Annotated in this window: 21 protein-coding genes; 6 read left to right on the top strand and 15 right to left on the bottom strand. The window is 32.0% G+C overall.

Going from position 1 to position 26,727, the window contains the following annotated elements:
* Positions 1–137 precede the first annotated feature (137 nt).
* Together lon and ACNG5D_RS08545 are read right to left on the bottom strand one after the other, a co-directional pair.
* The gene (gene lon, locus ACNG5D_RS08540) at positions 138–2,588 is read right to left on the bottom strand and encodes an endopeptidase La (protein ID WP_418183094.1); all 2,451 of its coding nucleotides are present in this window, start codon (positions 2,586–2,588) and stop codon (positions 138–140) included.
* A 160-nt stretch (positions 2,589–2,748) separates the two neighbouring features.
* Positions 2,749–3,399, bottom strand: coding sequence for a rhomboid family intramembrane serine protease (locus tag ACNG5D_RS08545; RefSeq protein WP_418183095.1), 651 nt, complete (start codon positions 3,397–3,399; stop codon positions 2,749–2,751).
* A gap of 61 nt (positions 3,400–3,460) precedes the next feature.
* Here ACNG5D_RS08545 and ACNG5D_RS08550 point away from each other — a divergent pair, with 61 nt between their 5' ends.
* A complete protein-coding gene (locus ACNG5D_RS08550) occupies positions 3,461–4,339 on the top strand; it encodes a lysophospholipid acyltransferase family protein (protein WP_418183096.1) in 879 nt (292 codons plus the stop codon).
* Positions 4,340–4,342: 3 nt separating this feature from the next.
* Here the strand turns inward: ACNG5D_RS08550 and aroC are convergent, their stop codons facing one another.
* Positions 4,343–5,404 (bottom strand): chorismate synthase, encoded by a 1,062-nt coding sequence (gene aroC, locus ACNG5D_RS08555; protein ID WP_418183097.1) that lies wholly within the window; start codon positions 5,402–5,404, stop codon positions 4,343–4,345.
* A gap of 190 nt (positions 5,405–5,594) precedes the next feature.
* Between aroC and ACNG5D_RS08560 the strand changes: the two genes are divergently transcribed.
* Positions 5,595–6,458: a UDP-2,3-diacylglucosamine diphosphatase gene (locus ACNG5D_RS08560; RefSeq protein WP_418183098.1), complete on the top strand. Its 864-nt coding sequence runs from the start codon at positions 5,595–5,597 to the stop codon at positions 6,456–6,458.
* Positions 6,459–6,657: 199 nt separating this feature from the next.
* Entirely contained in the window at positions 6,658–7,137 is a 480-nt protein-coding gene (locus ACNG5D_RS08565; protein WP_418183099.1) for a hypothetical protein, read from the top strand.
* Positions 7,138–7,217: 80 nt separating this feature from the next.
* Here the strand turns inward: ACNG5D_RS08565 and bshA are convergent, their stop codons facing one another.
* From bshA to ACNG5D_RS08600, 7 genes are all read right to left on the bottom strand, one after another.
* Positions 7,218–8,354, bottom strand: coding sequence for an N-acetyl-alpha-D-glucosaminyl L-malate synthase BshA (bshA, locus tag ACNG5D_RS08570; protein WP_418183100.1), 1,137 nt, complete (start codon positions 8,352–8,354; stop codon positions 7,218–7,220).
* Between the two features lie 45 nt (positions 8,355–8,399).
* Complete coding sequence (locus ACNG5D_RS08575; RefSeq protein WP_418183101.1) at positions 8,400–11,318, bottom strand: glycoside hydrolase family 3 N-terminal domain-containing protein; 2,919 nt, start codon at positions 11,316–11,318, stop codon at positions 8,400–8,402.
* Positions 11,319–11,521: 203 nt separating this feature from the next.
* Positions 11,522–12,007 carry an ABC transporter ATPase gene (locus tag ACNG5D_RS08580; RefSeq protein ID WP_418183102.1) on the bottom strand — a complete coding sequence of 162 codons (486 nt, stop codon included), beginning with the start codon at positions 12,005–12,007 and terminating at the stop codon, positions 11,522–11,524.
* A gap of 73 nt (positions 12,008–12,080) precedes the next feature.
* Positions 12,081–12,872 carry a (Fe-S)-binding protein gene (locus ACNG5D_RS08585; RefSeq protein WP_418183103.1) on the bottom strand — a complete coding sequence of 264 codons (792 nt, stop codon included), beginning with the start codon at positions 12,870–12,872 and terminating at the stop codon, positions 12,081–12,083.
* A 180-nt stretch (positions 12,873–13,052) separates the two neighbouring features.
* Entirely contained in the window at positions 13,053–14,366 is a 1,314-nt protein-coding gene (locus ACNG5D_RS08590) for a 4Fe-4S dicluster domain-containing protein (protein ID WP_418183104.1), read from the bottom strand.
* Positions 14,367–14,373: 7 nt separating this feature from the next.
* Positions 14,374–15,315 carry an MlaD family protein gene (locus ACNG5D_RS08595; protein WP_418183105.1) on the bottom strand — a complete coding sequence of 314 codons (942 nt, stop codon included), beginning with the start codon at positions 15,313–15,315 and terminating at the stop codon, positions 14,374–14,376.
* A gap of 55 nt (positions 15,316–15,370) precedes the next feature.
* A complete protein-coding gene (locus ACNG5D_RS08600; protein WP_418183106.1) occupies positions 15,371–16,468 on the bottom strand; it encodes an N-acetylmuramoyl-L-alanine amidase family protein in 1,098 nt (365 codons plus the stop codon).
* A gap of 169 nt (positions 16,469–16,637) precedes the next feature.
* Between ACNG5D_RS08600 and ACNG5D_RS08605 the strand changes: the two genes are divergently transcribed.
* Positions 16,638–19,388: a putative LPS assembly protein LptD gene (locus ACNG5D_RS08605; protein WP_418183107.1), complete on the top strand. Its 2,751-nt coding sequence runs from the start codon at positions 16,638–16,640 to the stop codon at positions 19,386–19,388.
* Between the two features lie 3 nt (positions 19,389–19,391).
* Positions 19,392–19,772 carry a RidA family protein gene (locus ACNG5D_RS08610; protein ID WP_418183108.1) on the top strand — a complete coding sequence of 127 codons (381 nt, stop codon included), beginning with the start codon at positions 19,392–19,394 and terminating at the stop codon, positions 19,770–19,772.
* Positions 19,773–19,778: 6 nt separating this feature from the next.
* On the opposite strand, the gene ACNG5D_RS08615 is transcribed toward ACNG5D_RS08610, so the two are convergent.
* Positions 19,779–21,167 carry a response regulator gene (locus ACNG5D_RS08615; protein ID WP_418183109.1) on the bottom strand — a complete coding sequence of 463 codons (1,389 nt, stop codon included), beginning with the start codon at positions 21,165–21,167 and terminating at the stop codon, positions 19,779–19,781.
* A gap of 167 nt (positions 21,168–21,334) precedes the next feature.
* On the opposite strand from ACNG5D_RS08615, the gene ACNG5D_RS08620 reads away from it, so the two are divergent.
* Positions 21,335–22,372, top strand: a complete 1,038-nt coding sequence (locus ACNG5D_RS08620) for a GMP reductase (RefSeq protein WP_418183110.1) — start codon at positions 21,335–21,337, stop codon at positions 22,370–22,372.
* Here ACNG5D_RS08620 and ACNG5D_RS08625 read toward each other — a convergent pair.
* The 4 genes from ACNG5D_RS08625 to pfkA form a co-directional block, all read right to left on the bottom strand.
* Positions 22,369–23,604: an ABC transporter ATP-binding protein gene (locus ACNG5D_RS08625; RefSeq protein ID WP_418183111.1), complete on the bottom strand. Its 1,236-nt coding sequence runs from the start codon at positions 23,602–23,604 to the stop codon at positions 22,369–22,371. The genes ACNG5D_RS08620 and ACNG5D_RS08625 overlap by 4 nt on opposite strands.
* A 6-nt stretch (positions 23,605–23,610) precedes the next feature.
* Complete coding sequence (locus ACNG5D_RS08630; protein WP_418183112.1) at positions 23,611–24,471, bottom strand: N-acetylglucosamine kinase; 861 nt, start codon at positions 24,469–24,471, stop codon at positions 23,611–23,613.
* 140 nt (positions 24,472–24,611) lie between these two features.
* Positions 24,612–25,619: a type I glyceraldehyde-3-phosphate dehydrogenase gene (gap, locus tag ACNG5D_RS08635; RefSeq protein ID WP_418183113.1), complete on the bottom strand. Its 1,008-nt coding sequence runs from the start codon at positions 25,617–25,619 to the stop codon at positions 24,612–24,614.
* A gap of 18 nt (positions 25,620–25,637) precedes the next feature.
* Positions 25,638–26,624: a 6-phosphofructokinase gene (gene pfkA, locus ACNG5D_RS08640; protein ID WP_418183114.1), complete on the bottom strand. Its 987-nt coding sequence runs from the start codon at positions 26,622–26,624 to the stop codon at positions 25,638–25,640.
* Positions 26,625–26,727: the final 103 nt, after the last annotated feature.

Genomic DNA, 26,727 nt, shown 5'->3' on the forward strand with positions numbered 1-26,727 from the left:
AAGTAAATGAATCTATACTAAAACGGTAGCATGCATTTTTTATTTTTTTAATATTTAATTCTATTTCTAGAAATAACTATTTTAAGTGTTCTAGCTTATCTTTTAATTTAAAACAAACTAGAACACTTTTATAAGTATTATAATTTTTTAGCGTTTTGCACTTTTTGTTTAGTAAGTGCTATATCAATAACATTACTCATATCTGTTACATAATGAAACGTTAACCCTTTTAAATATTCGGGTTTAATTTCTTCAATATCGCGTCTATTATCTTCACACAAAAGAATTTCTTTAATTCTAGCTCGTTTAGCTGCTAGAATTTTTTCTTTAATTCCTCCTACTGGTAATACTTTACCTCGAAGTGTAATTTCGCCTGTCATGGCAATACTTTTCTTTACTTTTTTCTGAGTGAATAAAGAAACTAACGATGTTAACATTGTTACACCTGCACTTGGCCCGTCTTTAGGTGTTGCACCTTCTGGCACGTGAATATGCACATTATATTTATCGAAAACTGAAGAATCAATACCAAATTTATCTGCATTAGATTTAATAAACTCCATGGCTATTGTAGCAGACTCTTTCATTACCTTACCTAAGTTACCAGTAATTGTCATGCTTCCTTTTCCTTTAGAAAGAATAGATTCTATAAATAATATATCGCCTCCTACACGAGTCCAGGCTAATCCAGTAACAACGCCTGCCACATTATTGTTTTCGTATTTATCGCGCTCTAATTTTGGCCCACCTAAAACTTCTACAACATCTTGGTTAGTTACTTTAATATTATAATCTTCTTCCATAGCAATGCTTTTTGCTGCAAAGCGCACCATTTTTGCTACTTGCTTTTCTAAGCCACGAACACCAGATTCTCTTGTATACCCTTCAACTATTTTTTCTAATTGAGGCTTACCTATTTTTAGGTGTTTATCTGTTAAACCATGTTCTTTTAACTGTTTTGGTAATAAATGGCGTTTGGCTATTTCTACCTTTTCTTCAATAGTATATCCTGTTACATTAATTATTTCCATTCTATCTCTTAATGCAGGTTGAATGGTTGACAAACTATTTGAAGTTGCTATAAACATAACTTTAGATAGGTCGTAACCCATTTCTAAAAAGTTATCATAAAACTCGTTATTTTGTTCTGGGTCTAAAACTTCTAATAATGCCGACGACGGATCGCCTTGATGAGAATTTGATAGCTTATCAATTTCATCTAAAACAAAAACAGGGTTTGATGTTCCGGCCTTTTTTAAGCTTTGAATAATACGTCCAGGCATAGCACCAATATAAGTTTTTCTATGTCCGCGAATTTCTGCTTCGTCTCTTAATCCACCTAATGATATTCGTACATACTCTCTACCTAATGCCTCTGCAATAGATTTCCCTAACGATGTTTTACCAACTCCAGGAGGTCCATAAAGACATAAAATAGGAGATTTCATATCGTTACGAAGCTTTAAAACAGCCAAATACTCTATTATTCTTCGTTTAACGTCTTCTAAACCAAAATGATCTCTATCTAGAATTTTCATGGCGCGTTTTAGGTCGAATTTATCTTTACTAAATTCGTTCCATGGCAAGTCTAAAAACAGCTCTAAATAGTTTCTTTGAATTGAATACTCGGCAACTTGAGGATTCATGCGTTGCATTTTGGCTATTTCTTTATCAAAATGTTTTGCTACTTTTTCATCCCATAATTTTTCTTTGGCCTTAGCTTTCATTTCATCAATCTCTTGATCATGACTTACACCTCCCAATTCTTCTTGAATAGTTTTCATTTGCTGATGCAAGAAATATTCGCGCTGTTGTTGGCTCATATCCATTTGAACTTTAGATTGAATATCGTTTTTAAGTTCTAGTTTTTGAAACTCAACGTTCATATACTTAAGCGTTGCTAAAGCACGTTTTTTAAGATCATCAATTTCTAAAAGTTTTTGCTTCTCTTCGACTGATAAGTTCATGTTAGAAGACACAAAGTTTACTAAAAAAGAATTACTTTCTATATTTTTAATAGCAAACGATGCTTCGCTAGGAATGTTTGGACTTTCCTTTATAATTTCTAATGCAAGGTCTTTTATAGAATCTATTATTGCTGTAAACTCTTTATTTTTTTGTGCTGGTTTTGCCTCTGGAATATCACGTATGGTCGCATTCATGTATGGTTCTTCGGTAAGTACCTCGGCAACTTTAAAGCGTTTTTTTCCTTGAATAATAACCGTTACATTACCATCTGGCATTTTTAAAACACGTAAAATTCTTGCTACAGTTCCAGTTTCATGAATATCTTTAGCTGATGGTTTTTCAACAGATTCGTCTTTCTGAGCAACAACTCCAATAACTTTACCACCTTTATTGGCATCATTTATTAGTTTTATTGATGCATCTCTTCCTGCAGTAATTGGAATAACTACACCAGGAAATAATACCGTATTGCGTAAGGATAAAATAGGCAATGTTTCTGGTAATTCTTCATTATTTATAGCCTCTTCATCTTCTGGTGTCATTAATGGTATTAACTCCGAGTTTTCATCAAACTCTTGTAATGACAAACTGTCAAGGGTTGTGAATTTTGATTTTTTCATATATCTATTTAGGTCAATCTGTCATTAAAACAAAACTGATCTTTTTTTTAATTTTATAATAAATAAGTTAAATTGCTGAATACAAAAGGCTTGTACACAAACCAAGATAAACAACATAGTTATAAAAACAATAGCTATGCCATACATTTAATTTAAAAACTTAAATCTTGCCCATTTTCTTTAAACCAAACAAAATAATTATTGGAATAGCCAATAAAACAATCATTAACATATTCGTTTGAAATAACCATGGCGACAGTAATAAGGTAATTAAATACCCACCAACAGCTCCTCCAAAATGGGCATCATGCCCTATATTACCTATTCTATTTTTCATACCATAAATAGAATACAACAAGTAGCCTATACCAAATATATACGCAGGAATTGGTATAGGAATAAAAAACATATAAAGGTTCATGCCTGGCTGTAATAAAATAGCCGAATATATAATACCACTTACTGCTCCGCTAGCACCAACAGCGCTATAATGGTACTCGTTTTTATGAAAATAAAAAGACAATACATTACCTACTAAAAGACTACCCAAATACACTAATAAAAATTGAAACGGACTTAAAAGAGCAATCACAACATCGGCAAAAAAATAAAGCGACACCATGTTAAACAATAAATGCTGCGTGTCTGCATGCAAAAAACCTGCACTAAACATTCTTATTTGCTCACCACGCTGTATGCCGCCTACTTGAAATTTATATTTATCAAAAAAATTATAATCGTTAAAACCTTTATACGAAATTATAACGTTTGCAGCTATAATTATTATTGTAACTAGATCTAATTTGCCCATTTTGTGTTCTCGTTTAAAACCAAATTAACATATATTTGCTTTACAAATCTAAAATTAATTCATGCAATTTCTAGTTTATATTCTAGTTTATCCGTTTTTATGGATTATTTCTACATTACCCTTTAGATTGTTGTACTTGTTTTCTGATGGTATATACTTGCTACTTTACTATATAATTGGCTATCGTAAAAAGGTTGTTACCGCAAATTTAAAACTAGTTTTCCCTGATAAAAGTGATGATGAAATAAATTTAATTCGAAAAAAATTCTATAAACATTTATGCGATATGTTTTTAGAAATGGCAAAAACCATGACAATATCTAAAAAAGAATTAAATAAACGCTTTAAAATTAAAAACCCAGAAGAGCTTAAACGCTTAGAAAAACTTAACAAAAGCATTATTTTAATTTTTGGGCATTATGCAAGTTGGGAGTGGTCTATAGTATTACAAAACTATATTAATTTTAAAGGTTTTGCTGTATATAAAAAACTAGCCAATAAGCATTTTGATAAAATGGTAAGAGCCATTCGATCTAAATTTAAAACCACATTAATAAGCACAAAAGAAACCATTAATAGTATAAATGAAAGTGAAGCGTCTGGAATAAAAACGATTACTGGTTTTTTAAGTGACCAATCGCCAAGACTAAGTAAAGATGTTTACTGGAGTCGTTTTATGGGTATAAATGTACCATGCTTTACAGGTGCAGAGCGTTTAGCTAAAAAGCTAGATTTATCTACAGCATACTTAAAAGTTACTAAAGTAAAACGTGGCTTTTATGAAGCTGAAATTATGACTCTAGCAGAAGACTCAAGAGGTTATAATGATTATGAGTTAACCGATATGTTTTTACGAGAGGTTGAAAAACAAATTTATGAAGCTCCAGAATATTATTTTTGGACTCATAAAAGATGGAAACATCGTGGAAAAAATAAATAAATATTATTTATATAATTTATTTATTAAATAAAAATCGGCTAGTACTAAAGCTGCCATAGCTTCAACAATGGGTACAGCTCGTGGTACAACACACGGATCGTGACGCCCTTTTCCTTGCATTTCTACAGTATTACCAGCCTTATCTATAGTTTCGTATTTTTGTATTAGAGTAGCAACTGGCTTAAAAGCAACGCTAAAATATATGTCCATACCATTACTAATACCGCCTTGAATACCACCAGAAAAATTAGTTTTAGTAGAGCCATCATTATTAAAAGCATCGTTATGATCACTACCATACATGGTACTTCCATGAAATCCGCTACCATACTCAAACCCTTTAACGGCGTTTATTGATAGCATAGCCTTTCCTAATTCTGCATGTAATTTATCAAAAACTGGTTCTCCTAGTCCTACTGGAACATTTTCTATAACACAACTTACCACACCACCAACAGTATCGCCTTTTGCACGTACTTGCTTAATATATGCTTCCATTTTTGTTGCCATATCTTGATCTGGACAACGTACAATGTTCGATTCTACTTTAGTAAGATCTATTTCGTTATAAGGCTTATCCAGTTTCATGGTGCCAACACTAGATACATAAGCCGTAATTTTAACTTGATTTATAATTTGTTTAGCTATCGCTCCAGCTACAACACGACATGCTGTTTCTCGTGCCGAGCTTCTTCCGCCACCTCTATAATCGCGCACTCCATACTTTTTATCATAAGTATAGTCTGCATGGCTTGGCCTATAACTATCTTTTATATGCGAATAATCATGAGACTTTTGGTTTGTGTTTTCTATTACAAAACCTATGGAAGTTCCCGTGGTAACACCTTCAAAAATACCAGAATGAAACTTTACAGTATCTGGCTCTTTACGTTGTGTAACAATAGCAGATTGCCCAGGTTTTCTTCGGTTTAATTCATTCTGAATTTCATCTAAATCTAACTTAATTCCAGAAGGGCATCCATCAATTACACCGCCTAAAGCAGGTCCATGAGATTCTCCATAAGTTGTTAAATTAAATAGTTTTCCGAAAGAATTTCCAGCCATAATTTCAATTTTTGGCTAAAATAATGTTAATCCTAGAAATTAAGAAATGAAATCGTATTTAGCTTAATAAATTACGAATATCGCATTGCATAACAATTAGTTAACAATATTCTCACAGATAATTAATTATAGGATAATGATTACATAATACTAAAACATGTTATTTGTATTGAAATAATACTTCCTAAGCTTGAAAATAAAACGAAAACTAGAAATTGCCGTAATTTCAGATGTTCATTTAGGAACTTACGGATGCCATGCCAAACATTTACTAACGTATTTAAATAGTATTGAGCCTAAAAAACTAATTCTTAATGGCGATATTATAGATATTTGGCAGTTTAGTAAAAGGTATTTTCCTAAATCACATTTAAAAGTTATAAAAAAAATAATGACTATGGCATCTAACGGTGTTGAAGTTATTTATATAACGGGCAATCATGATGAAATGCTTAGAAAGTTTAGCAATACTACAATAGGAAATATATCTATAGTTGATAAAATTGTTTTAGAACTCGATGGCAAAAAAGCTTGGTTCTTTCATGGTGATGTTTTTGATATTTCTATACAAAATGCTAAATGGTTAGCTAAGCTTGGAGGCTACGGGTATGATTTATTAACGCTTTTAAATAGACTTGTAAATTGGTATCTTGAAAAAAGAGGAAAAGAGCGCTACTCCTTATCTAAACGAGTTAAAAACGGAGTTAAAGGCGCTGTAAAATACATTAATGATTTTGAAAAAGTTATTTCTGAACTTGCTATTGAAAATGACTACGACTATGTAATTTGCGGTCATATTCATCAACCTAAAATGGAATACTTCGAAAATAAAAACGGCAGAACAAAATACTTAAATTCTGGAGATTGGGTTGAAAATTTTACTGCTCTAGAATACCAATTTAAGCGCTGGAAAATTTATAATTTTAACGAAGATAAACTAGCTCCTTTTATTGTTGTTGATAAAGATGAAAACGATTTAGAAATTAAAGATTTAATTGCTGCAATTACTATTGTAGATCAAGCTGAAAAAAAGAAAAAAAGGAGTACACTTTAACCTTTTCTACATTAAGCTTAAAAATTAAAAACTGTTTAGTTTGATTTTGAGTTATTTATATGCATAACATAAAAAAACTATGATATGCATAAATATAAATACAAAAATGGCGTTATTTTTGTTGAACATTAATAGTATGTAAATAATCTGTTTTACATAAACAGACGTACATAATAGTATTAACAAAAAACTTTAATTTATGAAAAAATTATTTTTATTATCATTTGCAGTATTAGGTTTTGCATTAACATCAAACGCACAAGATATCTCAGATCATGCTATAGGACTACGTTTAGGAGATAGCGATGGTTTAGGAGCCGAAGTTTCTTACCAACATGCTTTAGGCGATAATAATAGATTAGAAGCCGATTTAGGTTGGAGAAGCGGAAACAACTATAATGCTTTTAAACTTACTGGACTTTACCAATGGGTTATGCCTTTAGATGGTTCTTTTAACTGGTTTGTTGGTGCCGGTGGAGGATTAGCTTCGTTTGATGGTAAAGATGCTTTTGATGGTGTAAGCGAAACTGCTTTTTTTGTAGCTGGTGATATTGGTATTGAATACAATTTTGATATTCCTTTATTACTATCTTTAGACTTTAGACCAGAATTAGGTTTTGGTGATTTTAGTGATGATTTAGATTTTGATATAGCATTAGGAATTAGATATCAATTTTAATTTTACACAAGCATACATAATAAAAAAGCACCTTAAAGGGTGCTTTTTTATTACTGCTATTTAATATTTTAAGTAAAATATTAAATAACCAGACATTTATTTAAAGTGTCTTCATATATAGCTTCATATTTAGGTACAATGGCATGTAAATCAAATTTTAATGCTTCATTTCTTGCACTATTTTTAAACGTTTTTAGGGTAGATTCATCTTTTAAAATATGTAATGCGTTTTTTGTCATGTCGTCAACATCTCCAACATTACTTAAAAACCCCGAAATTCCATGTATATTTACTTCTGGCAAACCACCTGTGTTACTTGATATTACCGGCACTCCAGATGCCATAGCCTCTAAGGCAGCTAAACCAAAGCTTTCGGTTTGCGAGGGCAATAAAAACAAATCACTAAAACACAAAATTTTATCAATTTCGTTACTTCGCCCAAAGAAAACTACTTTATTAGATATACCTAACTCTCTGCATCTTAATTCTACCTTTTCTTTTTCTGGGCCTTCTCCAATAAACATGAGTTTAGCTGGTATTTCTTTTTGAATGTTGTAAAACACGCTTATAACATCTTGTACTCTTTTAACAGGGCGTAAATTACTAATGTGCGTAATAATTTTTTCATTATCATTAGCCATCATACCACGCTGGCAATCTGTAAAACCATGATTGTATTTTTCTAAATCTATAAAGTTTGGTACAACAGTAATCTCGTTTTCTATATCAAATAAACGTAAAGTATCGTCTTTTAAACTTTGTGATACTGTAGTAACCGCATCCGATTTATTTATACTAAAAGTTACAGCTGGTTTATAAAACGGGTGGCTTCCTACTAGTGTTATATCCGTTCCGTGTAAGGTTGTAACTATTGGCACATATATACCTTCTTCTATTAACATTTTTTTGGCCATGTAAGCAGCATATGCATGAGGAATTGCATAATGTACATGTAAAATTTCTATGTCATGAAGTTTAACCATATCGACCAATTTACTAGATAATGCTAGCTCATATGGCTGATAATGAAACAGTGGATATTCTGGTACAGTTACCTCATGATAGTGTACATTATTACTTAATAACTCTAGTCTTACAGGTTGGTTGTATGTAATAAAATGTATTTCGTGTCCACGTTTAGAGAGTTCTAAACCTAGTTCTGTAGCAACAACTCCACTACCACCAAATGTTGGATAACAAACTATTCCTATTTTCATATTTTTTTTATGTATGTTTTAAGTAATTACTTAAAACTTTAATACCTATTTTTCTATCGCTTCGTAAATTAAGCGTTGTATTTCTGTTCTTATATTTTCTCTTAGCAATAAATTTTTACCTGCATGCGGATACGTTCTATTTGCCAAAAAAACGTATACAATTTCTTCTTCAGGGTCTGCCCAAGTGTATGTTCCTGTAAAACCAGAATGCCCAAAACTTGTCATGGATATACAACCACATGTTGGCCCTGTATCTCCTAATTGTGGCTTATCAAACCCTATGCCTCTTCTGTTATTATCATCGCAATAGTAACAGGTATTAAACTTATCTATAGTTTCGGGCTTTAAATATCGTTTACCACCATAAAATCCTTTTTGTAAATACATTTGCATAATTTTTGCAACATCATTGGCATTGCTAAACACACCTGCATGTCCTCCTACTCCATTTTGCATGGCCGCTCCCATATCGTGTACGTAACCATGTATTTTCCCATATCTATAATAATCATCAATTTCAGTTGGTACTATTTTTTTACTACTTATTTTGTGGTAAGGATTATACAATGTGTTATTGGCTCCTAATGATTCGTAAAAATGCGATTGTACCAACTCATCTAATGTTCTGTCGTAATGTTGTTCAATAAATTTCTTTAAAATGTAATATGGAAAATCACTATAACGGTATCTTTGTCTTTCCAACAGTTCAGAATTCTTGATAATTTTGGGTAAAGAATCCTGATAATCAGTTCTTAAAAATAAATTTTTAGAGACTTCTATATTAAATTTATCGCTACGCTCTTTTCTATAATATTTTCTACTAGGGCGTTTTGTTATGGTATCTAAAGTGTGATAATAAAAAGGCTCCCATGGTCTTAAACGTGCATAATGCGACAACATGCTTTTTAAAGTAATATGTGCTTTATTTGAGTCTTTATATTCTGGTAAAATTTCTGAAAGCTTTGTATTTAACGACACTATTCCTTGCTCTTCTAACTCCATTAATAAAGGTAGTGTTGCTAATATTTTAGTTAGCGATGCAACATCATAAATATCATCAAATGCAACTTTTTCTTTACCTCCATAAGTATGTTTGCCAAAATTTTTATTGTATATAACTTTTCCTTTTCTAGCAACTAGTAATTGAATACCAGGTGTCATTTCACTATTAACTGCATGTTTGGCTACCGAGTCAATTTTATTTAATTTAGTAGAACTCATGCCAACGCGTTCTGGTATTGTATAACCTAAACGTTTAATGCTGTTATTATATATACCATCGCCTACTTTAAAATAGTTTCCAATAGAAACTGGCAAGCTTCCTTTTGATGGTATTGCTCCAAAAATTAATTGTGCAGATTTGCGTTGCGCTATTTCACTATTTTGATAACTAACAACAATACTTTCTATATTTTCAAGAGTTTTTAACTTTGAAAGCGCATAGGGCTTTACAAAGGCATCAATAATTACGGTGTGATTTTGTGCAATTTCATGCAGCCAAACGAGCTCTTTATTAGTGAATTTGTAGCTTTTCCATGGGGTATCATTAGAGCGATGTAAACCAATAATTACGGTATTATAAGGTTTAAGGCTTCCCATTAAAGAGTATAAATTATCTGAAGCTATGGTATGAACTTTAGCATATTTTTTTAATTCGTTAAGAAATGCAGAACCAGAATCGTCTCCAAATTTTACATAAGCAATGCTTTTAGTTTCTAACCTTCTAAGTGGCAATACCTCTTTTTCATTTTTTACAACCGTAATTGCGTTTTCTAATAATTCTTCATAAAGCATATCGTCTTTTAATCTATTTAAATCTTTTGATAGATTGTAAAGTCCAATTGGCTGATAATTATGAAGACCTACTTTATACTTAGCTTGAAGTATTTTTTTTACCGAGTGGGCTAAACGGGCTTCGGTAATTTCTCCATTGTTATAAGCTTCCATTATTTTGGAAACTCCTATACCTACATCTTCAGACATCAGCATAACATCATTTCCAGCTTTAAACGCTGCTAAATCTATAGCTCCAGTTTCACTAAAATCTGCTGCTCCTTTCATGGTTAAAGCATCGGTAAAAATTAAACCTTTAAAGCCCAATTTTTCTTTTAAAATACCGGTTACTATATGTTTTGATAATGATGATGGATAGCCTTGTCTTGACTCTAAACTTGGCACATTTAAATGCGCTACCATAACACTTGATAGCCCTTTGGTAATTAGTTTTTTATAAGGATAAAGTTCTATAGAATCTATGCGCTTTTCATTAAAATTTATAGTTGGTAATGTATGGTGCGAATCTTGATCGGTATCGCCATGCCCAGGAAAATGCTTTGCATTTGCAAGTACACCAGCATCTTGCATGCCTTTCATAAATGCCAAAGCTTTTTCTGTTACATTATCTCTATCTTCTCCAAAAGATCTATTTCCAATTATGGGGTTTTTAGGGTTTGTATTAATATCTACAACTGGTGCAAAATTAAAATGAACACCTAAGCGTTTACAATGTTCTCCTATATGCTTTCCTGCCTGTTCAACTAATTTATTATCTTTTATAGCGCCTAATGTCATATTCCAAGGGAATGCGTAAGTAGAATCTAAACGCATACTTAACCCCCACTCGGCATCCATACCTATAAGCATTGGTATTTTTGATAAGGTTTGTAACTCGTTATTTAATTTAGCTTGCCTATTTGGCCCTCCGTTAGAATAAATAATTCCTCCTATATGATGGTCTTTAATTATTTTAACCACCTTGTTTTTGGTAGCTTGATCTTGGTTTGACATGACTTGAACCATATATAACTGCCCTACTTTTTCGGCTAAAGTCATGCTTGAATATAAACTATCAACCCATTTTTTTTGAGCTGTAGCATCTGCTGTTAATAAAGGGTTATTATTAGTTTGAGCACTTATTTGTAGTACAAAAAATAGTGCTATTATAGTAATAAAGGGTTGACGCATAAAAGATTTATTAAGGGGTTATTAGTTTTAATATTTAAATACTAATAATCATGCCAAAATAATACTTTTAAAAAGAAGATAAAAAGACTTTAAGATAGTTTTATAAAGAAGTTATTTTAAAAACACTTATGCTAATAATAACTAACAAAGGTTTAAACAAATTAATATGCAACTTAATAATTTGCGTTAGAAAACAACTATGTTTACTTAAGAAAACGCCCGTGCCAACTATCGCTTGCTGGAACTTCCCAGTTTTCTTTAAATTCGGCTATGTTATTAACTAGATTATTAAAAACTATGGTGTTTTTTGAAACGGCTTTATCTTTAGCCATTTTCCTGAAGTCGGATAATGATTTGTAAGCAACATACTCGCCTTGTTTGTATGAGACATTCATTTTATCCATTAAATCTACATTATAATCTTTTTCTAATTGCTGAATAAAATGTACTGAAGCATCAATAGAACAGCCTGTTGCCTTATTTAAATCTTGGTTTAATCCAAGTACAATAAAGCGTTTATATTTAATTGTAAAACCTGCTTGTAAATCGCTACCATGTGCAGTCCAGTTTTCTATAAACGTATTAAGTTTAGATGCAATTTCATCTAACTCGGTTTCTGAAAATGAGCGATTTGCTTGGTATATCCAAACGCGAGATTGCTCTGGTAATGTATTAAATTCTACTAGCATTTAATTTACTAATTTGGGTTTTAATGGTATATATTTTTAATGCAACTTCTTATTTTAATGGTAATAAAATATATTATAAACCTTGTGCATTTGCTATTAGCTCGGCAATATCTAATACACGAACTTGGTTTTCTTTTTCTTTAGCTTTTACACCATCTGTCATCATGGTATTACAATACGGGCATCCTGTAGCAATAATATCTGGATTTGTTTGAAGAGCGCCTTCTGTACGAAGTACATTGATGTCTTTATCTCCTTTTTCGGGTTCTTTAAACATTTGAGCGCCTCCTGCTCCGCAACACAATGCTGTACGTTTGTGTTTTTTCATTTCTACAATGGTTGCTTTGGTTTGTTTTAATACATCTCTAGGGGCATCGTATTCGTTATTTGCTCTGCCTAAATAACAAGGGTCGTGAAATGTTATTCTTTTTCCTTTGTATTGATCGTTTAATCCTTCTAACCTTCCTGCTGCTATAAGCTGTTTAATAAATTGTGTGTGATGTAAAACTTCGTAATTGCCACCTAAACTTGGGTATTCGTTTTTTAGGCAGTTAAATGAATGTGGATCGCAGGTTACTATTTTTTTTATTTCGTAAGCGTTTAATATTTCTATGTTTGTTACGGCTTGCATTTGAAATAAAAATTCGTTTCCGGCGCGCTTTGCTACATCGCCTGTACAACTTTCTTCGGTTCCTAATACGGCAAAATTTACATTAGCTTTATTTAAAATTTTAACAAAGGCTCTGGTTATTTTTTTTGCTCTATCATCAAAACTACCTGCAGATCCTACCCAGAATAGTATTTCGGGTTGTTTTCCTTGTGCCATAAAATCGGCCATGGTTGGTACTTTTAGTAATTCGCTCATTGTGTTTTAATTTTAATGCCTGCTTTTGTTTTTAACTTTGCAGGATTATCGTTATGTGTTGTTTGTTGCGTTAGGGATTGAGGCTTTGTTGAAGCTCTTTTTGTGTTGTTGCGCTTATGCAACACAAAAAAGCGACTGCCGAAAGCCCGACCCTTTTCGGGTAACGCTCTTATTATTTTTTTACTCGTCTTTCCAGTTTAATCTGTCCATTTGGTTGTATGGCCACGGCGCTCCATTATTCTCGATATTTGTCATCATGTTATTTAACTCGGCTGGTGCTGCAGATTGTTCCATGACTAAATAACGACGCATTTCTAGTATTATAGATAGCGGATCGATACTTACTGGGCAGGCATCTACACAGGCATTACAAGTTGTACATGCCCAAAGCTCTTCGTTTGTAATGTAATCGCCTAAAAGTTGTTTTCCGTCGTCTTTAAATTCGCCTTTATTAGCATCTATGTTTTTACCTACTTCTTCTAAACGGTCGCGGGTATCCATCATTATTTTTCTTGGCGATAATTTTTTACCGGTTTGGTTTGCTGGGCACTCGCTAGTGCAACGCCCGCATTCTGTACATGTGTAAGCATTTAATAGTTGTACCCAATTGAGATCTTGTACATCGCTGGCTCCAAATTTTGCTGGCTCCTCATCTTCTGTGCCTTCTGCTGGTGCTGCAAATGGGTCTGCATCTGGATCCATCATCATTTTTACTTCATTGGTTACAGCTTCTAGGTTATTAAACTGTCCTTTAGGGTTTAAATTACCATAATATGTGTTTGGGAAAGCTAATAATATATGTAAGTGCTTTGAAAAGTACAGGTAATTTAAAAAGATTAATATGCCTATAATATGAATCCACCATGCGCTACGTTCTATAATATGCAGCGTACTTTCTGGCAATCCAGAAAACCATGGGGCTATATATTGACTTATTATGTTTCCTGAATTTAAGGTTTGAAAATGTACATCGGTTGCATTCATTATTAAAAATAGTGTCATTAACACCATTTCGAAGTATAATATAAAGTTACCATCGTTTTTTGGCCAGCTTGTCATTTCGCTTTTCCAGAAACGTGCTATTTTTATAATGTTTCTACGTATCCAGAATACAATTACCGATATAAATACTAAACAGGCTAAAACTTCGAATGTGCCTATTAAAAATCCGTAAACAGATTTTGGTAATACACTTAAACCTATTCTGTGTGTACCAAATAATCCATCTATAATAATTTCTAATACTTCTATATTTATTATTATAAAACCTACATATACTACTACATGCAAGAACCCCGATATTGGACGACGCACTAGTTTACTTTGCCCTAAAGCTATCATGGCCATATTTTTCCAACGTTGCGACTTGTTATCGCTTACATCTTTATCTTGACCAAGCTTTATATTCCTGATTAATTTTTTTACGTTGTTTACAAAATAGCCTATACCTAATATAAGGATTATGGCAAAAATTATGTTTGGTATATAGTCCATGAAATGTTTAGTTAGTTTCTGGTTTTTTATAAGGAATTTCTTTTTTCGACAATATACGTCTGTATCGTACAGGGTGCAATTTTATGTCTTGTATTAAAGCTTCCATTTCTTTTGATGCGCCTTCTAAATTATTATATAGGGCATCGTCTTTAAATAGTTTACCCATGGTGCCTTCACCATTTTCTAAACTTACTAAAATTTTATTAAAGTTATTTAATGTAGATTCTAAATTATTTACGGTTTCTCCTAAATCGGACTCTGAAAGTGAACCTGTGATTTTTGTTAAATTATTTGATGCTTTTTCGGCATTTGCTAAAACAGCACTAATTTGAGATTCGTTATTTTTCATTAACTGGTTTAATGAATTTGATGTAGATTTAAAAGACTCGACTGTTGTGGTTAATCCTGCTATACTTGCTCTTAAATTGGCTTTTGTTTTATCATCAAAAACATCGTTTAAGTTTTTTAGGAAGGCATCTGCGCCAACCATCATAACTTCTATTTTTTCTTGTAATGGGGTTAAGCGTTGGTTAACTAAATCGGTTAATCCTGCTTTTATTGAACCTTGAAGGGCATCGTTATTTTTTGCTTTTTCGGCACCATCAAAAGCAGGAACAATAGCAATAGCTTTGCCACCTATTAAACCTGTTTCGTATAATTCTGCTCTACTATTTTTTGAGAATTGAAAATCGCTATCTACTAATAATTTTATTAATAGCTTGCCAGAGCCATCGCCTTTAAAGTTTATATTGGCTACTTTACCTACACTTAAACCATTTATAGTTACTGGTGTAGATGGTACTAAACCTTCTACATTATCATATTCTGTATAAAGTGTTAGTGAAGAATTAAAAAGGTCTCTGCCTTTAAGATAGTTAAAACCATAATACAATAAAATGATACCTAATAAAACAAGTACTCCTGTTTTTACTTCTCTTGATATTTTCAAAATTGAATGTCTTTTTTAGATAAACAAATTTAATATAAATTTAAGAAGAAAACATCTAATTAGGAATTGATTTTAAAGCTTCATCTAGAGACACCTTTTTTCCGTCTTTAAAAGCAACTATAAAGCTAGACTTATAACCTTTACTTTTAGCCTCCTGCTCTAAAGCCTTTACCTGCTCATAATCAGAAGTATTACCATAAAAATATTTATACAAACTACCTGTTTTGAGTTTAGAAATTTGACTTAGCCCTTTAAAATTATAAGGTTTTGTTTCTATAGATTTTGAGCTTGCTGCTATTTGTACTTTAAAGGTTATGTTACTATTTGCTGTTATTTTGTTAGTTTTATCATCTTCTATTATTCTATAATCGCTTACGTTAGTTTGTAAACTTTTTTTGTATTGTATAATGGCATCTCTTATAGCATTTGCCATTTGTTGTTGACCTCTTTTGGAATTTAAATATGCACCTTCTTTTTTATTTGTTAAAAATCCTAATTCTACAAGCACACTTGGCATTACTGTTTGGTGCAACACGATAAAGCCCGCTTGCTTTACCTTTCTATCTTTTCGGCTTAACTTGGTGGTAAAGTGTTTTTGAATTAAACTTGCTAGTTGTATACTTTGATCTAGGTACTCTTCTTGGCTCAATAAAATACTCATTACAGACTCTGGAGAATTAGGGTCGAATCCTGCATAATTTTTTTCATAATCATCCTCCATAAAAATTACAGAGTTTTCCTTCTTTGCTACTTCAAAATTAGTTTGGTTGCGGTGTGTACCTAAAACAAAAGTTCCTGCTCCATAAGCTTGAGAGGTATGAGAATCGCAATGTATTGATACAAATAAATCTGCTTTTTCTTTATTAGCTATTTTCCCTCTTACAAACAAATCGACAAACACATCGGTTTTACGAGTATAAACAACTTTAATATCTGGCATTTTCTCTAATGTTTGGCCAACAGCCAAAACGGTTTTTAATGCTATATCCTTTTCTCTATAACCATTACCTAAATTACCAGGATCTTTACCGCCATGGCCTGCATCTAATACTACTACAAATTTTTTAGTAGAAGTGCTTTGTGCATTAATGTTTAAAGTAAACGTTAATACTGCTATAATTAATACGAAAATTAATATGTTGTTCGTTTTCATTTGGTGAATACTATTTTTAAAACCTTTTTACTTTTAATACAAGGCATCATTTTTGATACAACAAATACCATGTACTAAAAGCCATTTTATCGATTAAAAAAACGGGGTTTATTTTAATTTTAAATTTTTAATTGAATATTAAATCAATCACAAAAAAATATATGTAATTTTGACTTTTCAAAAACCGAGCCATACTTTTACAAAAATACATTTAAAAGCGTTGCATACAAACAACTTTAAAATACTTTTTGCACTTAGTTTTACTGTGTTTATCAACACGTTAAGCTTCTCTCAAGATATTCCCCAAAAAGGAAACCCTATTGGTAGAACAGCAAATGATAGTTTAATAACCCACATAGATAGTCTTGCTGTTTTAAAACCATCTGAGAAAATTCAAGATACAATTACTAAAGATTCTATAAAACCTAAAAAAGAACTTTTAGAAGCTATTGTTAAATATCATGCTAAAGATTATACTAGATTTAGCAATAAAAAACAAAAACTGTACCTATATAATGAAGCCAAAATTGATTATGGCGATATGAATATTACATCGGGCAGTATAACTATAGACTATAATAAAAATACCGTTTATGCTAAAGGCATAATAGACTCGATAGAAGGATACACACAAAAACCTGTTTTTACACAAGGAAGCAATGTGGTAGAACCAGACTCTATAGTATTTAATACAGAAACACAAAAAGCACTTATATACAATTCTAAAACCGAGCAAGGTGAAGGTACTGTAATTTCTGAAACCACTAAAAAAGAAAACGACTCTGTTTATTTTGTTAAAGATGCAAAATACACAACGGCATCCAATTTAGAAGACCCAGAGTATTATATAAAATTAAGAAAAGCCAAAATTGTACCTGGTAAAAAAATTGTTACTGGCTTAGCTAACCTTTTTATATACGATGTACCTACGCCTTTAGGCTTACCTTTTGGCTTTTTTCCGCAAAGCGAAAAGCAAACATCTGGTGTAATTATACCAACGTTTGGCGAGCAAAATGAAAGAGGCTATTTTTTACAAAACGGCGGGTACTATTTTGCCATTAACGATTATGTAGATTTAGCTGTTCTGGGCGATTATTATACCAACGGAAGCTACGGTATTCGTTTAGAAAACACTTACGCAAAACGTTATAAATTTAGAGGCAATGTTGGGTTTAGATATGAAAACTTAATAAGTAGCGAAAGAGGATTTCCTGATTATGCCATAAACACAATTTACAACTTACGCTGGTCGCATAGTCAAGACTCTAAAGCCAACCCTAGCTCACGTTTCTCTGCATCGGTAAACTTAGGAAGTAGCTCGTACTACCAACAATCTATAAACCAAGTAAACACAGGTGCTTTTTTAAATAACACCTTAGCGTCATCTGTCTCATACTCAAAAACATTTCAAGGCGAACCGCAAGTTAATTTTAGTTTAACAGCTACACATTCGCAAAACACGAACACAGAAAGTATTAACATGACCCTACCAACCTTTCAAGGTAGTGTTGGCAGAATGTATCCTTTTGCATCCAAAACAGGTACTAAAAAAGGCATTATTCAAAATATAAATTTACAATACAATTTACGAGGAGAAAACAGAATTCAAACTACCGACTCATTATTCTTTAAAAAAGAAATGTTTGATGATGCTAAAGCAGGTTTTCAACACAGTATACCTATAACCACAAACTTTAAATTATTTAAATACTTTAGTGCAAGTGCAAGTACAAATTTTAATGAAGTTTGGACATTTAAGACTATAAATAAAACTTACGATTCTGAAACACAAGAAACAGTAACAGAAACCATTAATGGTTTTGACTCTTTTAGAACTTACAACTTTAGCACCAGTATAGGAACTACTGTTTATGGTATGTTTAATTTTGAAAAAGAAGGTGAAGATAAAAAAATAAAAGCCATAAGGCATGTTATACGCCCATCTATTAGTTACAATATAAATCCGGCTTTTGATAAATATTATGACACCTATGAAGTTGTAAGCGCCGATGGTTTAACAAGAGACGATGTTGAGTTTAGTAGGTTTGAAGACGGTTTATTTGGTTCGCCCAATAAAAACTTTTCTAGTTCTATGGGAATATCGGTATCTAACAACCTTGAAGCTAAAGTAAGAGATAGAGATAGTACTGCTACCGAACCAAAAAAAATCATTCTATTAAACAACTTAAACTTTTCTACATCTTATAATTTTGCAGGCGACTCTTTACAATGGAGCCCCGTAAGAATGAGTGGCGGCACACAACTATTTAAAAATAAAATGAGTGTTAACTTTGGTGCTACACTAGACCCATATGCTTTAGATAACAATAATAATAGAATAGATAAATTTAATATTGACAATGGCGGCAGTTTATTTAGGCTAACAAGCGCCAGCTTAAATGCCAGCTGGTCTTTTTCTAGTAGTGATGGTAATAAAAACAAAAAAAACAACTCTGGTATAGAAGAAAACATGCGTAGTGGTGGCCGAGCCGATGATTTATTTGGTGTTTCTGAAGACTTCGCCAATCAACAAATGCGAGGTAACCAAGATGATAAAGATGAAAAACCTAGCGAATTATATAATTATAAAATACCATGGAATTTCCGGGTTGCGTATGCTGTAAATTATTCGAATAGTAGGCGCCAAAACGAAATTTCATCACATTCGCTTATGTTTTCTGGAGATATAGAACTTTCGCCTAAATGGTCTATAGGAGGCTCTTCTGGATACGACCTAAAAAACGCTGGATTTACCTACACTCAACTACGTTTTGAACGCGATTTATTAAGCTGGCGTATGAATTTTAGTTGGGTTCCGTTTAGTAATAGAAGTTCGTGGAATTTCTTTATTGGTATTAAATCTAGTATTTTAAGCGATCTTAAATACGAAAAAAGAAGACAACCAGATATACAATTATAACTTATGAAAACTATTATAACTACAAACAATGCTCCTGCGCCTATTGGTCCATATAATCAAGCTATTTTAACTGGTAACACCTTGTATACTTCTGGACAAATTGCTATTAATCCAGAAACAAATAATTTAGTTTTAGATAATATAACAACCGAAACAAAACAGGTTATGCAAAACTTAAAAGCTGTTTTAGAAGCTGCAAACATGACTTTTAAAAACGTTATTAAATCTACCATTTTTATAAGTAATATGGATAATTTCGCTTCAATAAACGAGGTTTACGGAAGTTACTTCGATAATGCTACCGCACCAGCTAGAGAAACGGTTGAAGTTGCTAGGCTCCCTAAAAATGTTAATGTAGAAATTAGTGTTATTGCTGTAAAATAACCTTAATTATATTTTATTGTTACTGGGTTTAGAATATTTTACCAATAATTTTTTAAGCTTATCAACATGTATTGGTTTTGATAAAAAATCATCAATTCCGGCATGCTTAGCTTTTTCAATATCTTTCTCGAAAGCACTAGCCGAAACACCTATAATTGGAGTTTTATTAGTTATATACTTTTGGGTTTCTTTTATAAATTTTGTGGCTTCGTATCCATCCATATCTGGCATATAAATATCCATAAAAATCATATCAAAATCTAAAATTTTATATAACTCTAAAGCTTCAATTCCGTTCTTTACAAATGTACAATCTGCTCCTTGTCGTTCTAAAAGAAACTTAATTACCTTTTGGTTCATTCTATTATCTTCTGCAACAAGCACACTAAACTTATCAGACAAAATAGGTTTTTGCACTTCTTCAGTTGCTTTTATATTTAAAGTCTTTTTTAACTGTAAACTAAAATAAAATGTCGCTCCTTCATTCTCTATAGTCTCTATTTTAAGTTCGCCTCCTAAAAAACCAACCAATTTATGCGATATAGATAAACCCATACCTCCACCTCTATAATCCTTTTTTAGCGGGTTATAATAAAGTCCTTCAAAATTGTTTTTAAATATTCTTTTGGCATCTTCAGGCTTCATTCCAATACCTGTATCCTTAATATAAAATGTAATAATTTGATCATTATCAATTCCTACAGATTGATCGACTATAATGGATATTTTTCCTGCATTAGTGAATTTAATAGCATTATTAATCAAATTAATTAAAACTTGCTGAATTTTAGCAGAGTCTGCCAGTACTAAAAACTTACTTTTATCTTCAGATATAAAGTTATAATCAAAACTTAAACCTTTTTCCCATGCTTGATACTCAAAAACCTTAAACAGTTTAGTTAAATCTGTTTTTAAATCTACAGTTTTTAAATTTAACTCTAATTCTCCTTCATTTGCCTTGGCATTATCTGTAACCATATTAACCAATTGCAAAAGATGTTTTGATGAGTATTCTGCTATTTCTATTTGCGCTGTTTGGTCGTTATTTAAATCGGTTTGTTTCAACATATTTAACATACCTAAAACCGTATTTAAAGGTGTTCTTACCTCATAACTCATATTTGCTAAATAAATAGATTTATGACTTGCTATTTCTTCTGCTATTTCTAAGCTACTTTTTAATTCGTCTACTCTTAACTTTAAATTTGATTTTATAACATCATTTTTAAGCTGATTTTTCAAAAAAAATTGCAATGCAAAAACCTGTATAATAGATAGTATAAATAAGAAAACAGCAGCACTTTCGGCATATATTTTCTTTTCTAAAAATACATAGCCAATAATTAAAATTGTAGCAATAGATATAAAAATAAAAAAAGATAATTTCTTCTTCATTTTTAATTGCTTAATAGATTTAGGGAAAATCTTCATTAAATAATGCTTTTAACAAACTTATTTATAATTATACGATTTAGCAAAAGTATTATTTTAGTATTAAATCTAATATTTATTATGAATTTGGTTAAATTTAAAGTTTAATTTAAAAAACAAAACAGCTTTTAATGCGCATAGAATATGATATTAAATTAGGGTTTAAAGATGTAATGATTCGCCCTAAACGCTCTACGTTAAAAAGTAGACAACAAGTAAACTTGGATCGAGATTTTAAATTTTTGCATAGCTCGCATAAATGGTCTGGCATACCAATAATGGCCGCCAATATGGATACTGTTGGTACTTTTGAAATGGCAAAAACACTATCAAAAAATAAACTATTTTCAGCAATACATAAGCATTATACTTTGGCTGAATGGGAAGATTTTTTTAACAATTCGCAAAAAGGAATTGAGAATTACATTGCCGTAAGTACGGGTATTGGTAAAGTTGATGCTAAAAAGTTAGCCGAAATTTTAGCCAACCACCCGCAATTAAAATTTATTTGTATTGATGTTGCAAATGGTTATTCAGAACATTTTACAGAATTTGTTAAACAAACCAGAACAGAATACCCAAATAAGGTTATTATTGCTGGTAATGTAGTTACTGGCGAAATGGTTGAAGAGCTACTGCTTTCTGGTGCCGATATTGTTAAGGTTGGTATTGGGCCAGGATCGGTCTGTACAACTCGTGTTAAAACTGGTGTTGGTTACCCACAGTTATCTGCTATTATAGAATGTGCCGATGCAGCTCATGGCTTAGGCGGGCAAATTATAAGCGATGGCGGTTGTACTACTCCTGGTGATATTGCTAAAGCTTTTGGTGCAGGAGCAGATTTTGTAATGTTAGGAGGAATGCTTGCTGGACACGACGAAAGTGGTGGCGATATTATTGAGAAAGATGGCAAATCGTATCGAAAATTTTACGGTATGAGTTCTGAAACTGCCATGGATAAACATGTTGGAGGTGTAGCAGAATACAGAGCAAGCGAAGGTAAAACGGTAGAAGTGCCTTACAAAGGCAAGGTAGAAAACACTCTACAAGATATTTTAGGCGGTATTAGAAGCACATGTACTTATGTAGGTGCTTCCAGATTAAAAGAGTTAACAAAACGTACCACTTTTATTCGTGTAGCAGAGCAAGAAAACAGGGTTTACACTTAAACATAACACACTAAATTATCAATTAATTTACCAGTAGACCCGTTTTTGTTTGGTACAAGCATATAAACAAAATCGGGTTTTATAAACTCTTCCTTTCTGTGCGATACATATATTATAGCTGTTTCGCTTTCTTTAGCAATTTTATTAACCAATGCCGAAAATAATTTTGCATCGGCATCGTCAAGTCCGTTTGTAGGTTCATCTAAAATAAGCAATGGTGGATGTTTTACCATAGCCCTAGCAATTAGCACCAAACGTTTATGCCCATCAGACAAAAACTGGAAGCTTTTGTCTTTTATATGAAGCATATTTAAAAGTGCTAACCATTGGTTGGCTATAGTAATTTGCATATCGGTTGGGTATTTATAGAGTCCTATAGAATCTTCAAATCCAGATATAATCATACTTTCAATAGTATCTCTACGTTTAAAACCTTGTAACAACTCTGATGTGTAAAAGCCTATATTTTTTTTAATATCCCAAACTGTTTCACCACTACCCTTTTTTATTCCAAACAAGGTCATATCTACCAAATACCCTTTAGGGTTATCGCCAGAAATTAATGAAAGTATTGTACTTTTTCCTGAACCATTTGGCCCAACAAGTTGCCAAAATTCTCCTGGTTTAATACTCCAAGTTATATTTTTAACAATGCATTTATTGGCATAACTTACAGATACATTTTTAAGTTGCACTAATGGATTAAAACTTACTTTCCGTGCCTTATAGGGTTTTGGTAAATGTTGCGTAAAGTATTCCTTTTTATGTTTAGTTTTTGTGTCTATAAATCGTTTTGGCTTATCATTATCAACAACAAAAACATTATTTATAAAAGCTAAGATATCTCGCTTTCTTGTGGTTATTTGAATAATTAAAACCGTATTACTTAACTTGGTAAGTGTATTTTTTATTTTTAATTGTGCTTCATTATCTAAACAATCAAAAACATTATCTAAAACAATATACTCTGGATTAGACTTTAAAATATGTTTTAATAAAGCGCGTTTACGTTCGCCTTCAGAAGAATTTTTTAAACTATTTTTCGTTACGGTTTGCACTTTAAAACGAGCATGACGAATTTCTTCTTCAATAAAAGCATTTATTGTAAATTCTGAAAAAACAGCACCTTTAAGAAGCGTTAAATCTTTAAACCATTTACCAGAAGTAATATTGCTTATAAGTTGCTTTTTGTTTTCTTTATTAGAAATATAAAATGCTTTATGCTTTAGCATAAACTTTTATAAGTCTTTAGTATGAAATGGCACTAAACCATCAATTGGTCTACGCTCGAAATTACCAACTTTAAAACCCATTTCTTGCGCAACTTCTTTAATTTCTTTTTGCGCAAAGAATGCTATTGAGCCAGCAAAATGCACAGGTGCCGTTTTAAGCTCTTCTTTAAATTGCATAATCATATTTGTAGCAAACACTCGAATACCTTTTTTTATTAAATCTATAGTATATTGAGAATCTTTATGCAAAAACATAAACTCGGCAAAATTTGCCAAATAAGCGTTGGGACTTGGTTGTTTGTATAAATTATATTTTATAAAATCGGCATCCATATTAAATTTTGCTCCAAACGCTATTTTAACGTTTTCTGGCATATGGTTAAAGTAATAATCTCTAATTAATTGTTTACCAAAATAGTTACCAGATGCATCATCCATTAATGAATATCCTAAAGATTTTACACGTTGGTGTAGTACTTCGCCATCATAATAACTACAGTTAGAACCCGTACCTAAAATACAAACTACTGCTGCTTCTTTTGGATGATTAATTGTTGCATAGACTGCTGCCAACGTATCCTCATTCACTTCTACATGAGCATTAGTAAAAATGTCTTTTAATACGGTTGTTAATAGTTCTCTAGCGTTATCTGTACCGCATCCTGCACCATAGAAAAATACATGCGATACCACATTTGCGTTAGATTTTAACTCCTTACTTTTTTTAATTAATTTTTTTAGTTTTTTTTCAGATAAAATAGCTGGGTTTAAGCCTTTAGTACGGATTTTATCCATTAATTTATTTCCGTTGTTATCTACAGCTAGCCAATCGGATTTTGTAGAACCACTATCAACAATTAAAATCATGAGTTTAGTTTTATAAGTTTAGAAACGTTGTAATATCTTTAAAAAAAGTTAAAGCCTACCTAACGGTAAAAGTAATGTGTGTATATAAAAAATCCACAGCATTATTTAATTAAATAATACTGTGGAAATATATAAATTATTTATTTTAAAGAACCGATATGTTGAGCTAAATCGATTAATTTAGTTGAGTAACCAAACTCATTATCATACCAAGATACTAATTTGATAAATCCATCGTTTAATGCCATACTTGCGTTAGCATCAAAAGTACTAGTTTTTGGTTCTGATACGAAATCTTGAGATACAACACCCTCTTCAGTATATCCTAAAACGCCATTTAATTCGCCTTCAGAAGCTTCTTTTAAAGCATTCTTTACTTCATCCCAAGATGCTGGTTTTTCTAAACGACAAGTTAAATCTACTACAGATACATCAACCGTTGGGATTCTAAAAGCCATACCTGTTAATTTTCCGTTTAATTCTGGAATTACTTTTCCAACCGCTTTTGCAGCTCCTGTTGAAGCAGGCACGATGTTGTTTAAAGATGCACGACCTAATCTGTAATCTTTTCTTGAAACACCATCAACTGTAGATTGTGTTGCTGTTGCAGCATGAACCGTAGTCATTAAACCTTCTGCAATTCCAAATTTATCGTTAATAACTTTAGCTAAAGGTGCTAAACAGTTAGTAGTACAAGATGCGTTAGATACAATAGTATCTGCTGCTGTAATTTGCTTATGGTTTACACCCATTACAAACATTGGCGCATCTGCTGATGGTGCAGAAATAGCCACTTTTTTAGCACCTGCTTTAATATGTGCTTGTGCTTTATCTAAGGTTGTAAAAATACCTGTACAGTCTAGAACCACGTCTGCTCCTACGGCATCCCATTTTAAATCTTCTGGGTTACGCTCTGCAGTTACTCTAATAGTGTTTCCGTTTACTATTAAGTTTCCATCTTTAGTTTCAATAGTTCCATCAAACTGCCCGTGAACAGAATCGAACTTTAATAGGTAAGCTAAATGATCTACATCTAATAAATCATTAATTCCTACTACTTCAATATCATTAGATCTAGAAGCTGCTACTCTAAAAGCAATTCTTCCTATTCTACCAAATCCGTTAATTCCAATTTTTAATTTTGACATAATTGTATTTATAAATGTTTATGTGCTCATGATATCTGATACACGCAATAATTCTAAGTTAATTTTTGTTTTTCCTTTTATGGCATTATCTAAAGGGGTTAGCTCCATTTTACCATCTAGAAGGCCTACCATATAGTTGGTTTGTCCGTTTAATAAAGACTCTACAGCTTTTACACCCATTCTACTAGCTAAAACCCTATCAAAACAAGAAGGAGCTCCGCCACGTTGCATATGCCCTAGTACAGATACTCTAACATCGTAACCTTCCATGTTTTCATCTACATAATCTTTTAATTGGAAAATGTTTTTACCAATTTTATCGCCTTCGGCAACAATAACTATACTAGATGTTTTACCAGATTTTCTACTTCTTTTTAAAGATTCAACTAACCTGTCTAATCCTAAATCTTCTTCTGGTATTAAAATTTCTTCGGCTCCACCAGCTATTCCGGCATTTAACGCAATATGCCCCACATCGCGCCCCATAACCTCTATAAAAAACAAACGGTTATGCGAACTTGCTGTGTCTCGAATTTTATCGATAGCTTCAACTACTGTGTTTAAAGCTGTATCGAAACCTAATGTGTGCGATGTTCCAAAAATATCGTTATCTATGGTTCCTGGAATACCCATTACTGGAAAGCCAAATTCTTGATTAAATATTAAGGCTCCTGTAAAAGACCCATCTCCTCCAACAACAACTAAGGCATCTACATTGGCATCTATTAAATTTTGAAATGCTTTTTTTCTTCCTTCTTCTGTTCTAAACTCTTTGGATCTTGCAGATTTAAGTATCGTACCACCTTTATTTATTATCCCTTTTACGCTTCTAGCATCAAGTTGTTTAAAATCGCCTTCTATTAAGCCTTCGTAACCTCTATATACACCAACGCACTCTATATTATGATAAGCAGATGTTCTAACTACTGAACGAATGGCTGCATTCATCCCTGGAGAGTCTCCTCCTGATGTTAAAACTGCTATTTTTTTAATTGTTTTTGGCATTAATTTTTGTATTTAATAAAGTAAAATTAGTAAACAAAATGCATATATCTATAGCAATATTGTAAATTAATATGATTTTAAAACTACAACGTTTTAGTATTTA

Source organism: Algibacter ulvanivorans, from assembly GCF_048381495.1.
Taxonomy (GTDB): Bacteria; Bacteroidota; Bacteroidia; order Flavobacteriales; family Flavobacteriaceae; genus Algibacter_B; species Algibacter_B ulvanivorans.

Bases quoted from the DNA above. Each gene is read 5' to 3' on its own strand.
- ACNG5D_RS08620 (WP_418183110.1), top strand. From the start codon at position 21,335: ATGCGCATAGAATATGATATTAAATTAGGGTTTAAAGATGTAATGATT.
- ACNG5D_RS08610 (WP_418183108.1), top strand. From the start codon at position 19,392: ATGAAAACTATTATAACTACAAACAATGCTCCTGCGCCTATTGGTCCA.
- ACNG5D_RS08565 (WP_418183099.1), top strand. From the start codon at position 6,658: ATGAAAAAATTATTTTTATTATCATTTGCAGTATTAGGTTTTGCATTA.
- gap (WP_418183113.1), bottom strand. From the start codon at position 25,619: ATGTCAAAATTAAAAATTGGAATTAACGGATTTGGTAGAATAGGAAGA.
- bshA (WP_418183100.1), bottom strand. From the start codon at position 8,354: ATGAAAATAGGAATAGTTTGTTATCCAACATTTGGTGGTAGTGGAGTT.
- ACNG5D_RS08625 (WP_418183111.1), bottom strand. From the start codon at position 23,604: ATGCTAAAGCATAAAGCATTTTATATTTCTAATAAAGAAAACAAAAAG.
- ACNG5D_RS08585 (WP_418183103.1), bottom strand. From the start codon at position 12,872: ATGAGCGAATTACTAAAAGTACCAACCATGGCCGATTTTATGGCACAA.
- ACNG5D_RS08550 (WP_418183096.1), top strand. From the start codon at position 3,461: ATGCAATTTCTAGTTTATATTCTAGTTTATCCGTTTTTATGGATTATT.
- aroC (WP_418183097.1), bottom strand. From the start codon at position 5,404: ATGGCTGGAAATTCTTTCGGAAAACTATTTAATTTAACAACTTATGGA.
- ACNG5D_RS08545 (WP_418183095.1), bottom strand. From the start codon at position 3,399: ATGGGCAAATTAGATCTAGTTACAATAATAATTATAGCTGCAAACGTT.
- ACNG5D_RS08615 (WP_418183109.1), bottom strand. From the start codon at position 21,167: ATGAAGAAGAAATTATCTTTTTTTATTTTTATATCTATTGCTACAATT.
- ACNG5D_RS08590 (WP_418183104.1), bottom strand. From the start codon at position 14,366: ATGGACTATATACCAAACATAATTTTTGCCATAATCCTTATATTAGGT.
- ACNG5D_RS08600 (WP_418183106.1), bottom strand. From the start codon at position 16,468: ATGAAAACGAACAACATATTAATTTTCGTATTAATTATAGCAGTATTA.
- pfkA (WP_418183114.1), bottom strand. From the start codon at position 26,624: ATGCCAAAAACAATTAAAAAAATAGCAGTTTTAACATCAGGAGGAGAC.
- ACNG5D_RS08575 (WP_418183101.1), bottom strand. From the start codon at position 11,318: ATGCGTCAACCCTTTATTACTATAATAGCACTATTTTTTGTACTACAA.
- ACNG5D_RS08630 (WP_418183112.1), bottom strand. From the start codon at position 24,471: ATGATTTTAATTGTTGATAGTGGTTCTACAAAATCCGATTGGCTAGCT.
- lon (WP_418183094.1), bottom strand. From the start codon at position 2,588: ATGAAAAAATCAAAATTCACAACCCTTGACAGTTTGTCATTACAAGAG.
- ACNG5D_RS08580 (WP_418183102.1), bottom strand. From the start codon at position 12,007: ATGCTAGTAGAATTTAATACATTACCAGAGCAATCTCGCGTTTGGATA.